Origin of the sequence: Paenibacillus sp. J2TS4 (assembly GCF_018403245.1) — a bacterium.
Taxonomy (GTDB): domain Bacteria; phylum Bacillota; class Bacilli; order Paenibacillales; family NBRC-103111; genus Paenibacillus_L.
Genome location: NZ_BOSH01000009.1, coordinates 126,609 through 139,046, shown reverse-complemented (window position 1 = coordinate 139,046; position 12,438 = coordinate 126,609). Strand labels below are relative to the sequence as shown.

Annotated in this window: 13 protein-coding genes; 10 read left to right on the top strand and 3 right to left on the bottom strand. The window is 49.1% G+C overall.

Annotation, left to right across the window (positions count from 1 at the left end; translation table 11 throughout):
• Window positions 1-67 precede the first annotated feature (67 nt).
• Window positions 68-1,099 carry a LacI family DNA-binding transcriptional regulator gene (locus KJS69_RS19180; RefSeq protein WP_213585395.1) on the top strand — a complete coding sequence of 344 codons (1,032 nt, stop codon included), beginning with the start codon at window positions 68-70 and terminating at the stop codon, window positions 1,097-1,099.
• Between the two features lie 110 nt (window positions 1,100-1,209).
• Here the strand turns inward: KJS69_RS19180 and KJS69_RS19175 are convergent, their stop codons facing one another.
• Window positions 1,210-1,662 carry a DUF441 domain-containing protein gene (locus KJS69_RS19175; RefSeq protein WP_213585394.1) on the bottom strand — a complete coding sequence of 151 codons (453 nt, stop codon included), beginning with the start codon at window positions 1,660-1,662 and terminating at the stop codon, window positions 1,210-1,212.
• Window positions 1,663-2,087: 425 nt separating this feature from the next.
• On the opposite strand from KJS69_RS19175, the gene KJS69_RS19170 reads away from it, so the two are divergent.
• On the top strand, window positions 2,088-2,528 hold the full coding sequence (locus tag KJS69_RS19170) for an Hsp20/alpha crystallin family protein (RefSeq protein WP_213585393.1): 441 nt from the start codon (window positions 2,088-2,090) through the stop codon (window positions 2,526-2,528).
• Window positions 2,529-2,673: 145 nt separating this feature from the next.
• Here KJS69_RS19170 and thyA read toward each other — a convergent pair whose 3' ends face one another.
• The gene (thyA, locus tag KJS69_RS19165; RefSeq protein WP_213585392.1) at window positions 2,674-3,507 is read right to left on the bottom strand and encodes a thymidylate synthase; all 834 of its coding nucleotides are present in this window, start codon (window positions 3,505-3,507) and stop codon (window positions 2,674-2,676) included.
• Between the two features lie 372 nt (window positions 3,508-3,879).
• On the opposite strand from thyA, the gene KJS69_RS19160 reads away from it, so the two are divergent.
• The 4 genes from KJS69_RS19160 to KJS69_RS19145 are packed head-to-tail and all read left to right on the top strand — an operon-like array spanning window position 3,880 to window position 6,833.
• Window positions 3,880-4,485 (top strand): TetR/AcrR family transcriptional regulator, encoded by a 606-nt coding sequence (locus tag KJS69_RS19160; protein WP_249730615.1) that lies wholly within the window; start codon window positions 3,880-3,882, stop codon window positions 4,483-4,485.
• Between the two features lie 60 nt (window positions 4,486-4,545).
• Window positions 4,546-5,400, top strand: a complete 855-nt coding sequence (locus tag KJS69_RS19155; RefSeq protein WP_213585391.1) for an ABC transporter ATP-binding protein — start codon at window positions 4,546-4,548, stop codon at window positions 5,398-5,400.
• Window positions 5,401-6,111, top strand: a complete 711-nt coding sequence (locus KJS69_RS19150) for a fluoroquinolone export ABC transporter permease subunit (RefSeq protein ID WP_213585390.1) — start codon at window positions 5,401-5,403, stop codon at window positions 6,109-6,111.
• Window positions 6,108-6,833, top strand: a complete 726-nt coding sequence (locus KJS69_RS19145) for a hypothetical protein (protein ID WP_213585389.1) — start codon at window positions 6,108-6,110, stop codon at window positions 6,831-6,833. Before KJS69_RS19150 ends, KJS69_RS19145 begins: the two co-directional genes overlap by 4 nt.
• A 303-nt stretch (window positions 6,834-7,136) precedes the next feature.
• Here the strand turns inward: KJS69_RS19145 and KJS69_RS19140 are convergent, their stop codons facing one another.
• A complete protein-coding gene (locus KJS69_RS19140; protein WP_213585388.1) occupies window positions 7,137-8,249 on the bottom strand; it encodes an RNA-guided endonuclease InsQ/TnpB family protein in 1,113 nt (370 codons plus the stop codon).
• A 198-nt stretch (window positions 8,250-8,447) separates the two neighbouring features.
• Between KJS69_RS19140 and KJS69_RS19135 the strand changes: the two genes are divergently transcribed.
• From KJS69_RS19135 to KJS69_RS19120, 4 genes are read left to right on the top strand one after another with little or no spacing between them, the layout of a single operon-like run.
• Complete coding sequence (locus tag KJS69_RS19135; RefSeq protein WP_249730614.1) at window positions 8,448-9,215, top strand: DeoR/GlpR family DNA-binding transcription regulator; 768 nt, start codon at window positions 8,448-8,450, stop codon at window positions 9,213-9,215.
• Window positions 9,216-9,250: 35 nt separating this feature from the next.
• Entirely contained in the window at window positions 9,251-9,868 is a 618-nt protein-coding gene (locus tag KJS69_RS19130; RefSeq protein ID WP_213585387.1) for an NUDIX hydrolase, read from the top strand.
• A 19-nt stretch (window positions 9,869-9,887) separates the two neighbouring features.
• Window positions 9,888-10,757: a protein phosphatase 2C domain-containing protein gene (locus KJS69_RS19125; protein WP_213585386.1), complete on the top strand. Its 870-nt coding sequence runs from the start codon at window positions 9,888-9,890 to the stop codon at window positions 10,755-10,757.
• On the top strand, window positions 10,720-11,676 hold the full coding sequence (locus KJS69_RS19120) for an MBL fold metallo-hydrolase (RefSeq protein WP_213585385.1): 957 nt from the start codon (window positions 10,720-10,722) through the stop codon (window positions 11,674-11,676). Before KJS69_RS19125 ends, KJS69_RS19120 begins: the two co-directional genes overlap by 38 nt.
• Window positions 11,677-12,438 lie beyond the last annotated feature (762 nt).

Here is a 12,438-nt window from a genome sequence, read left to right as displayed (position 1 = left end):
CACTTCATTTCTATAGGTAATTTTGATATAATTTAGAAATCGATTACCCTGAAATGGAGTCTAGTAAATGAAGAAAACAATAACTATTCATGATATAGCGAGAATGGCCAATGTGTCTTCCGCGACAGTATCCCGAGTGCTCAGCAACAGTACTTATCCGGTTAGCGCCGCCAAACGCGAGAAAATATTGAGAATAGCTCAAGAAGTGAACTACATTCCCAACTTGCTGGGGAAGCAGTTGAAAACTAACACCAGCATGTCTTTAGGGGTCATAATTCCTTCAATAACGAACCCCTTCTACTCGTCGGTTATTCTAGGAATTGAAGAAATCGCAAGGGAAAATCAATATCAGGTGCTGTTATGCAATTCGCACCACGATCCCAAGCTGGAAATCGACTATTTACAGACGATTTTTGAGAAGCAGGTCAAAGGTCTGATCATTTCTTCCATATCACTGGATACCAAACTGCTGAAATCTTTTATCGATATGGGGCTGAATGTCATTGCGCTGGATCAGAAAATCGATGCCGAAGGAGTCTGTCAAATCGAGTTCGATTATCTTAAAGGCGGTTACATGGCCACCTCGCATCTAATAGCTCGAGGCCATAAGAAAATAGGCTATGTCACCGCGCCCTTGAACCGCCCCAGCCGGATCAGTATTCATCAGGGCTACTTGAATGCTATGCAAGAGCATGGCTTGGAGCCGATGGTCCGGGTATCTGAGCATGAGCATGTGTATGACGGCATCTATGAATTTGATAACGGCAAAAGGCTGACCCGCGAGCTTTTGGATTTGCCGGAAAGGCCTACGGCTATTTTTGCCTGTAACGATATGACCGCTTTTGGCGTTATTAATGAATTGGCTAATGACGGGATACAGGTGCCGGAAGATATGTCGGTGATCGGCTTTGACGGGATCGAATTTGGCAAAATGACGACTCCGCCGCTGACCACGATTAAGCAGCCTGATTACGAAATGGGAAGGCTGGCGTGCAAAATTTTGCTGGAAATGTTGGGAGGCGGCCGCAAGAGCGAGTTGGATATGGTTCTGCAGCCGAAGCTGGTCGAGCGGCGTTCGGTGGCGAGACTGGGGAAATGAAGAAGGTAAATTAGCTGGCTTAGCGAGTGGGCTTCCCGAGTGCTTATTGCTTATAATGGGAAGCCCTTCCGTCTGTCTGGTTACTCTTCCTGCTGCTGCTCATAGGACTTCTAGGATTTGCCGATCAAGAGCGATAATAAGCCTGCGGCAATCAATGGCCCGACGGGCACTCCGCCGAACAAGGCGACGCCAAGGACCGTTCCGATCAACAGCCCGGCCACGACCGTCGGTTGATTAGTCATGAGAGCAGCCCCACGGCCGCCCAGGAAGGCGACCAGCATCCCGATGCAGATTGCGAGAAGAGACTTCCAATGTAAGAAAGATTGCAGAATCGTCTGCATGGTCAGCTTGCCGCTCGCCATAGGGGACATGACGCCGATCGTCAGGATGACAATGCCGATGCTTAAGCCATATTTCTCGATCCACGGGAAGGTCTGGTGGAGATTCATGACCCGCAGCAGAAGAAGGACAATCATGGCGATCGAAACGGGTGTATTGTTGCTGAACAGCCCCAACGCGGCCAATGCCAGCAGCAATAAAGAGGTAGTGTCTACATTAGCCATGCTACGGATGCTCCTTTAAATAAAAGCTTATTTATCGATTTAGGATACATGTCGTTCTCCCGGAAATCAAGTCTTTCCTTTGAGGATGGACGATTTCGACAATTTAAAGCAGTGCATTAGTCTTCCATTATTGGGAAATAGTAATCTATATTAGTTGAACTAAAGATTTCACAGATCATGGAGTGGAGAAGGAAAGATGCTTCCAGGGCGAGTTTTGGCTTTGTATTCCCACCATCCGAAGGCCCTTCCAATAATGTTTGGGCAGGGGTCCCCGAAAAGTACCCGGAATGGCTTCGGAACCCATCTTCACTTTTGGGGAAAGGAGTATGATGATTTGAAGCTTCGGAGGCACTTTCCTTCGGAACGGAATGATCTCTTTCTTTAGTGCCACATATATAGAAAAAAATATGATGGAGGTTTTGCACATGCCTATAGTTCCTCATGATCCTTTCCGCCAGCTTGAAAACGTAAGAAGAGAACTGGACCGTTTTTTTACCCATGATTTTTCTATTTTCAAGCCAGGGGCATCCAGCTTTGGCAATTTAAATGTCGATGTATACGAAACAGAAAGTGAAGTGGTCGCGACATGCGACATTCCAGGTCTGGAGAAGAAGGAAGATGTGACGATCGATATCGATAATAATGTGCTTTCGATCAGTGGATCGGTGAACAGAGTGAACGAAGTGAAGGAAGAGAGCATGCACAGGAAGGAACGCTTTGTCGGCCGTTTTCAACGGTCTATCGCCCTGCCGTCTGCCGTTTCTTCCGAAGGGGTAAAGGCAACTTATAAGAACGGAGTTCTTGAAGTGCGCATGCCCAAAGTACAAGGAGATACCAAGAAAAAAATTGATGTCCAATTTCATTGACGTGTACTTTTGCATGTCTTCAACCCTAATTACCGCATTTTCGCAAATGACATGCTCATCTGCATGTCATTTGCGTTTTCACCGCGATACGTTATTCCGCCGTAACAAGACGGCAATAGCCGTTAACGCTTGAGAGGGACAAAAATTAGATGGCGATTTCCATTTTAATCGAGGGCTGGTATTGATAATCAATCAACTTGAAATCATCGATAGTAAAGTCATCGAACCTCTGGATGTCCGGATTGATCCATAGCGTAGGCGCGGGGTAGGCTTCCCGGTGAAGCTGTTCTTGCAGCGGTTCTATATGTCTTTCATAAATATGAGCGTCATTAATATTGAAGGTCAGAGTTCCTAACTCGTAGCCTGTCACTTGGGCTATCATTCGCTGCAATACATAATATTGGAAAACATTCAAAGGATGGCCTAATCCAATATCATTGGACCTGGCGTTAACGATCAAGTGAAGCTTCCCTTGCTTGACGAGCCACTGATTATTCCAGACACAGGGATAGAGCTCCATCTGATCCAGATCATCAATATTCCACAAGGAAATAACGTGTCTTCTTGATGCCGGGTTATTTTTTAACTGGTCAATCAAGTGGTCGATCTGGTTGGTAATCTTTCCCTTGAGCATGATGGGCTTGCCCAATTGATAACCGTAGGCTTTGCCAATATTGTTGTTGGCGTTGGTCCATTCCTTCCATAGCTTTACCTTATATTGATCCAGGTAAGAGCAATCGCTCGTTCTTTGAACATAAAACCAGAGCATTTCATGGATGGCTGATTTCCAAGGCACTCTTTTGGTCGTTAATATCGGAACCTCCGAGTTATCAAACCGGAGTTGCTTGCATATTAAACTTTTGGTATACGCGGGAGTCCCGTCCTCCCAAACGGTTCTCACTTCGTGATCCTTATCCCACACCCCATTCTCCAAAATATCGGCTACCAGATTTTTATAGACTTGATCGGCGATCGCCATCGGTTTCACTCCTCTATTGGTTATATGATCTATTTGCTCTATATTATCAAGTTTAGCAGAACAACTACAGATGATTTTTAGCAACAGTTTTTTTCCAGAATGATGCCCGCAGCTGATGCTGTTTCGAACGGTTCTAGTCTATTTATTTCCTGTAATGGCCAAACTCGTTGGAATCCCGTTGGTACACTCATAGGATAGCAGGTACACCTGTAGGGGAAAACTAGGTGAGATCGTTGGTACGCAAGACTTTTTGGATATATTAACAAACTTTTATCCGAATTATTCAACTATTGACGGCAATAAAGGATTGGTCTATCATTAACTATGAATATAAAATAAAATTATTCATAGAATCATATATGTGGAGTGATCATGATGGCCAGGAAATTCAGTGAACGGGAGAAAGAGATCATTCGAGAGCGGCTTGTAGAAGCGGGTAAAGAATGCTTTGGGGTGTACGGGCTAAAGAAAACGAGTATTGAGCAGTTGACCAAGGCTGCGGGAATCGCGCAGGGAACGTTCTACCTATTCTATCCGTCGAAGGAGGAGCTGTACTTCGAGCTGCTGGAGCTGGAGGAGGAGAAGGTCCGCCGGCAGCTTCTGGAGGAGACGGAAGAGACCGGGGTGATGACTAAGGAAAGGTTCGTCCGCTTCCTGCGGAAATCGCTGTCGGTGATGGGAGAGAATCCGTTTTTTCGCCAGTTGTATGAGGAGGAGGTTATGGAGCAATTGGTGAGGAAGCTTCCCCCCGAGAAGCTGGCCGCCCATTTTGACAAGGATGCCGATGTTGCTCTCCCTTTTATCCGCCGCTGGCAAGAAGAAGGCTGGCTGACCTCTCATAAGCCGGAAATTATCGTCAGCCTGATTCGCTCGCTCATTCTGTTGACTATGCAGAAGTGGCTGATCGGGGAAGACGTGTACGACGAGACGATGGAGCTGTTCATTGAATTGATGGCAGATGGATTGATGACAAAGTAGGTTGCCGTTCCTTATTCGTGGGGCACAGGGCAGCGGAAGAAGGAAGGGGAGGGAGAAGCCGTGATTGAGGTTAGCAGCTTAACCTATGCTTACGCAGGGAGCCGTACTAATACAATCAAAGGTGTTGATTTTCATATCAGCCGGGGAGAGATTTTTGGTTTTCTCGGACCATCGGGAGCGGGAAAAAGCACTATTCAGAAGATCCTGATCGGAGTTTTGAAGCAATACGGAGGAAGCGTTCGAGTGATGGGGCGGGAGCTGCGGCAGGCGAAGGCCGATTATTTTGAACGGATTGGGGTTGCTTTTGAGTTCCCCAATTTTTACTCGAGATTTACTGCGTTGGAAAATTTGAATTTTTTCCGATCCCTCTATTCCTGCGAGACCGAGGAGCCGAAGCGTTTACTGGCCAGGGTTGGCTTGGAAGACTATGGACGCGAGAAGGTATCGGGCTTTTCCAAAGGCATGAAGATGCGGTTGAACCTGTGTCGAGCGCTGATGAATCGCCCGGAAGTGCTGTTCTTGGACGAACCGACCTCCGGATTGGACCCGGTTAACGCCAAGCTGGTGAAGGAGTTGATTGTCGGGCACAAGGCGGAAGGCAAAACTGTGCTGCTCACTACACATAACATGAACGCGGCCGAGGAGCTTTGCGACCGGGTAGCTTTTATTGTGGACGGGCAAATTCCGCTGATCGACTCCCCCCGGGAGCTCAAGCTGAGACAAGGAGTGAAGAAGCTGGTGGTGGAGTACAAGGAAAACGATGAGCGCCGAACGGAGGAGTTCTCCCTTAAATGCATTGGGAGGAACAGCCGTTTTCTCAATATCATCCGGGATAAGCCGATTGAGACGATGCACAGTCAGGAAGCTACTCTGGAGCACATTTTTATCGATGTGACGGGAAGGAAGCTGGACTAGATGCGAAGAACGCTAGCCGCCTGGGGGCATGATGTCAAGTTTCAGATCAGACAAGGATTTTATTTGGCGTATTTGCTCATTACGGTCATGTACAGCTTGCTGTTGTCGTTGGTGCCGGCCGGGGCCAAGTCTGAGCTGTCGGTTATTGTCATTTTTACCGATCCGAGCGCTCTCGGTTTCTTCTTTATCGGCGGGATCGTCTTGCTGGAGAAGGGACAGAATATCTACGATAATCTGTTCGTCACCCCTTTGCAGGTCAGGGAATACATGACGGCCAAGACGCTATCGCTGGCCATGCTTTCGACTCTTAGCGGAACCGCTGTCCATGTCTCCTCATTCGGGATCGAGGAGATCAGCGGACTATTTTTGGCTGGAATTTTCCTTACCTCGGCATTCTTTACCTTGATCGGGCTGGGATTGGCCGTTCGTTATGAGACGCTGAATGGCTTTTTTCTCGTTTCTCCTATGTACTCGATTCTTTTCTATGTTCCTGTTCTCGGGTACATGAAGCTTTTCGATTCCCCGCTCTATTATTTGCTGCCGACCCAGGGCACTCTGCTGCTAATAGCCTCTCCATTCCATCCGTTGGCGGCGTGGGAAATGGTGTATGGGTTATTGGTGCTGTTAATATGGATTGGCTTAGCTTATGTATGGGCTAAACGTTCCTTTACTAACTATATTGTGTTGAAGATAGGAGGGGGAGCCCGGTGAACAAATATGTTTCGTTGTCCGCCGCTGACGCTCGGAATATCATGAGGGACCCGATGCTCGTGATGGCTCTCGCAGGGCCTCTCATTCTTGCTGTTGCTGTCCGCCACAGCTTGAGATTTTTGACAGAATGGCTCGGTCATGCCGGGGTGATGGACCTGACCGTCTACTATGACCTTATTCTGATCGAAACCCTTCTGCTCCTCCCGCTTATGCTTGGAATGATCGCCGGGTTTCTGATGCTGGATGAGAGAGACGAGCAGCTCATCTCCTATTTTGCTGTCACTCCGCTGACCAAATCCGGCTACTTGATCTATCGGTTGAGTTCTCCTGTTCTGCTCTCCGCCGCATATACCGTCTTTTTCGTTTATTTTATCGATCTGGTTCGTATTTCCCCTGTCCAACTGGTTCTTCTAACGCTGCTTCTTTCCTTGCAGGCTCCCGCCGTCTCGCTTCTGTTGCTTGCCTTTGCGGCCAACAAAGTGGAGGGGCTCGCCTTGTCCAAAGGGATCGGGATTACAATGGCCGCACCTATTGCAATTTATTTTGCCCCCGAACCGTGGTCGTGGCTGACTTCCATGCTTCCTTCTTTTTGGATAGCCAAAGCTTACTGGGCCGGACAGCAGGCTTCGCCCTATACCGTTTGGTTTTATTCGGCGGCTTTTGCTATTCATCTGCTGCTGATCGGCTGGTTCTATCGCCGTTATGCGCGGAGAAATGATTAGTCGCGGGAATGATATCGTCCGATTTCCAGTTGACGTTGAATTGTTATCAGGATACAATAATACCAAACAATACATAATAATATTTTTCAATACTAAATGATATCCAATATTTAAGGTTAAATAATACAAAATGCTCATCATCAATACCAAACAATTGCAATAGAATGGTGGAGTCAGGGTCAACAACTCATGACTCAAGTCACGAGCTTGTAACTGCCCGGAAGTGAGTACGGCGGTTAGCCTCCTTCCTTGGGGGGGCGTTACCATAGGCAGGTTGACTGCTGCCCGACTGCATAGGTATACCTACACAGCCACTTCAGCGATGTACTGGATTCCAATGCGCTGAAGATTCATGGCGCCAATGCGATCATCATTCGAACGATACCCGCACTTCTGACAACAGAAGCGGTGCTTTTTCTTATCCCGATTGGCTCTCTCTGTATGCTCACATTTGGGGCAGGCTTGTGAGGTGTAACGGGGATCAACCGCGATCACTTTGGCTCCATGGAGGATGGCCTTGTACGTGATCATCTGGCGCAGCTGATAGAAGGACCAACAGACGGTTTCATAACGATCCTGGACCCGAACCCGCTCTGTACGGTTTCGAATGCCCGTTAAGTCTTCCAGTACAAATAACGTATGGGCCCCATATCGGCGGACGAGTGCCTTGGATATCCGATGATTGATATCTGTCATCCAGCGGTTTTCTCGTCCCCCGATCCGCTTTAACTTACGGCGAGCGGAGGCTGTCCCCAGTTGCTGCAGCTGCTTTCGCAAATGCTTGTACTTCGAGCGCTTATTCTTAATGGGTCTACCGTGAAAGAACGTACATTGACCTTGGGAATCATAGCTGGTCGCGATAAAATTGACGCCCATGTCTAATCCGACTACTTGATTCAAAGATGGATCCGAGACTTCTTCCACTTCTTTGGTCATTGGAAGGTGTAAGAAGAACTTCCCTCGCTTGTGGACCAACTTGGCGGTCCCGAAGGACCAGGATCCATCGAAATACGTTTCCATGCCTTTCGTTTCATAAGCCACCTTGATGCGGCCATGCACGGTATTGATGGAAAACATCCGCTTCGCAAGCGAGTAATCTCGACGCCAAACGAGGTCGAGCTCCGGTTTCTTGAACCGGACGAATGTCCAGAGGTGGCCGTTGCCGACTAATGACTTGTACCGAGCAATCACCGTTCGCATGACTGATTGGGCCATTTGAGATCGCAAGGAAAAGGTAGAACGCAACTCTCGATACATCAACTGATGCAGCTTCGTCTTGGAGAGAATTTTCTCTTCAAATACAAGCTTGGACAGGTAATCACTTGCCAGACGATAAGCTCGTAAAGTCTGTCGTAACCCATCGATTTGTTCAGGAGCGGGCAAGATCTTCACTTTGGCGGTTAAAGTGATCTTCAACTCAAGTCACCTTGCTTCGTGTTAATATTATCAGCTAAGCTGTATCCTACACATTTCACTATATCAAACATATGTTCCTGTTTGAAGCGGAAATTCAGAAATAAGAATCAAAAGAGGAGGAGTAAAGGGGCGTGACTAATAAGAGAAGGGCGCAAATTCCTCTCACGACTCAAGTCGCGAGTATCCTTTACGCAGATCATGAACAAAATGCTCTTTACCGAGGAAAGAAGGAAGCGGATTGTCGATTTAATCCAGCAGGAAGGAAGGGTTCAGGTAAAGGAATTGGCCGTTCTCTTTTCCGTTACGGAGGATGCGATCCGTAAGGATCTCCGTTTGCTCGATGAGCAAGGACTTGTGCAAAAGACATACGGAGGGGCGCTGCTGCCTTCCAAAGCCTCTGCCTTCATCGCTTATAAGGACAGGGGAGGAGCCGAAGCGAAGAAGCCGTTCGCGAAGGCGGCCACCGCGCTGATTGAGCCCGGGGATACGATCTTTATCGAGTCTTCCAGCTATACCAATCTCATGTTTTATGAAATGGAGCCCATGCCCGGGGTCACGGTGGTCACGAACAGCATTCATGGCTTATCCGAGCTGGCCGCGAAGGTAAAGCTGATCCATGTTGGCGGTACGATCCATCCGGAGGATGAGTCTGGCTATGGTTTCTTTGCCCTGCAAACGATTCAGCAGATGAATTTTGACAAATGCTTCTTGCGAACCTCGGGGATCTCGCCGGACTGGAAGGTGAGCGCCGCATTGCAGGATAGTCTGGAGCTAAAGCAGACGGTCCTCCGGCATTCTAAGCAAAAGATACTGCTGATCGGGAAAAACCACTGGAACCGGGTACACCGTTATAATGTGTGCGAGCTGGGGGAAATCGACGTAGTCCTAACGGATACGGATGATCAGATGGTTTTAAGTAAGCTGGACGGGCAAGGCATTGAAGTCGTCACGGTATCAGCACCATAGTTACGATTGCATAAAAATTGTGAGGGGGAAGTGCGATGGAGCCGAAGTGGCTGGAATGGGCCAAGCAGATCCAATCGATTGCTCAGGCGGGCCTGACCTATTCGAAGGACGTATATGATTTGGAGCGTTTCGAGGAGCTTAGAAGGCTGAGTGCCGAGATTATGTCCGAATATACAGGAGTCGACATGCAGACAGTGACCCAACTGTTCGCGAATGAAACCGGATACGCGACACCGAAGGTGGATGTGCGGGGAGTGGTGTTCCAGGAGGGCAAGCTGCTGCTCGTCCGGGAGAAGATGGACGGCTGCTGGTCGCTGCCCGGCGGTTGGGCGGACATAGGACTCTCCCCTAGTGAAGTAGCGGTGAAGGAGGTCCGGGAGGAATCGGGCTATGAAGTGAAGCCGGTGAAATTACTGGCTGTCTGCGATAAGAAGTTTTACCCGCATCCGCCATCCCCATATCATGTTTACAAAATATTTATCCTTTGTGAGCTCGTCGGGGGAGCAGCCCAAACCGGAACGGAGACGAGCAAGATCGGCTTCTTCGGGGACAAGGAGCTGCCGGAATTGTCGGTGGAGCGGAATACCGAGTCACAAGTGCGCATGATGTTTGAGTACGGCCGCCATCCAGATAAGCCAGTTCACATAGATTGATTGGGGGAGGAGCTTACTGATGAATACACCATGGAACAAAGAGCAGCTATCGATAAAAGGAAGCAATGAGTGGAATGAGGATGCTTTGGTCATAAACGATTCGTTGGCTTTATATGGTGTTGTGGACGGTTCGACCTCTCTGGTCCCATATCGTGGACCCGGAGGAGAAACCGGAGGCAAGCTCGCTTCCATGCTGATCAGTCAGCATTTGGAAGCTCTTGGGGAGACGGTGGGAACAAGCTTCCGCTTGGACGAGGCGGTTCTGGAGGCTAACCGTCGGCTGCGGGAGGCCATGGTGCACAGCGGGATCGATGTCTCCGACAAGCGGCAGCTATGGACGGCTGCACTGGCCGCGGTCCGAATTCACGAACGCTCGATTGAATACGTTCAAGCTGGGGATTGCATGTTGATCGCGGTATACAAGGACGGAACGATCCGCGTCGTCACGCATGATCAAGTGGCCCATATTGATAAGGAGACGAAGAAACTCTGGCAGGAAGGCCAGCAGCAGGGAATAACGACCCGTGAGGAGCTAAGGCAGTTTGTCATTCCCACCATTCAGCGCAATCGCTTGAAATTGAATACTTTGGAAGGGTATTCTGTAGTTAGCGGGGAGCCTGAACTGGAAGATCTGCTCGAGTACGGCCGCATTAACCGGATTCAGCTCAAGGCTCTTCTTCTGATTACAGACGGTCTTTTTTTGCCAAAGGAGAAAGGAGAGACAGCCTCGGAATTCCGTGAATTGACGGAGCGAATTATGCGGAAAGGGCTGGCAGCTTACGCTGATTGGCTGATATCTCTTGAAGAAGCAGACGCGGACGGAAGGAAATATCCGAGGTTCAAAAAATCAGATGACAAAACGGGGATCTGGATTACGCTGGAGGACTGAACGGCCCCGCTACGAAAATATGGACGGGGTCAGGCTCGAAAATTCATTCAGCAGCCTGCGGCAGTGGCAGAAGGAAAGAAGGGCGAAGAAGAAGGATTTATCGTATCAGGTTCCGCAGGCTGTGCCTGATCTGGATTATTTGCGCAGCAACAGGGAGCAAGTATCCATCACATGGATCGGACATGCCACCTTTCTGATTCAGATCGGAGGTCTGAACATTGTGACCGATCCGGTATGGGCTAACCGAATGGGCTTCGCCAAACGATTGGCTCCGCCCGGACTGGACATCTCCAGGCTTCCGGATATGGATGTGGTGCTTATTTCGCACGGGCATTATGACCATCTCGATTTTCCTTCCTTGAGGAAGCTGCCTGGGCAACCTGTCGTCTATGCCCCGGTCGGTTTACGGGACAAACTGCGGCGGAAGGGCTTTAAGACAGCGGAGGAGTTCTCCTGGTGGGATAAGGTTAGCAAGGACGGAGTGACGTTTACGTTCGTCCCGGCTCAGCATTGGACCCGCAGAACATTGACGGATACGAACACCTCCCATTGGGGAGGCTGGGTCATCTGCGGGAGGAAGCCGGAGCCGGTCATTTACTTTGCTGGAGACAGCGGCTATTTCCGCGGCTTCAGGGAGATCGGCAAGCGATTCGACATCGATTATGCGCTCATGCCGATCGGAGCATATGAGCCGGAATGGTTCATGGCTATGCAGCACGTCACTCCGGAAGAGGCGGTACAAGCCTTGGAGGATTGCCGGGGCAAGGTGATGGTGCCCATGCATTATGGCGCCTTCCGCTTGGCAGACGACACGCCCAAGGAAGCGCTGGATCGGCTGTATGCCGAATGGCAGCGCAGGGGTCTGCCGGCGGATAGGCTCAGATGCCTCCGCCATGGTGAAACCTTGCGGGACGAATAGAAGGGCAGAGGCGGGAATGGGCCTCTGCCCTTGCTGTGCCGGCGGATGTCCGCTAGATTTTATTAACTCGATGAAGGAGTGGTTTTAGTCCAATCTAAGAAGCTGTTCTCAGGATGCCATCCTCGCTGCTTTTGACCTCTATCCCTTAAGCTCAGGCAGCCTTTTGAGGAATATCCCCTTAGTTCAGGCAGCCTTTTGGGTAATATCCCCTTTAGTTCAGGCAGCCTTTTGAGGAATATCCCCTTAGTTCAGGCAGCCTTTTGGAGGAATATCCCCTTAGTTCAGTGACCTTGTAGGTAATATCCCTCTGGCTCAGTTAGTTAAATGTGCAATTCCCGCGAATGATTCCTGATTGAAGGGGATAACAGGCAAAAGGAGGGGCGAGGGCCGAGTAGATCGGTATTAAAAAGTCCATCAGCACCAACAATCCATATCGGCAGATTCATCGGAATCCATTTGCAGCAGAAGCCGATCAGGGCTGGATGAATTTTCCTTCGTTATAATAGACCGGCCCCCTGAATAGTGGCAGGATAATCCAACAGTCTGTGATCCGGACGGGGAGCTTCGCCTGATAATTCCTCTATTTGTTCATGAAGGCAGATATAAATATCAGTTTCTTCGTCGCTCAGGTTCAAAGGCTTGATTATAAACAAACTGATCCCCCGTATAAACCTTAGCAAGCGCAAGCTAGTGAAAGAAAGTCCTGACGAGCTTGAAATAAAGTTTCACGAAACACCATTGACCGCAGAAACAAAATATGTT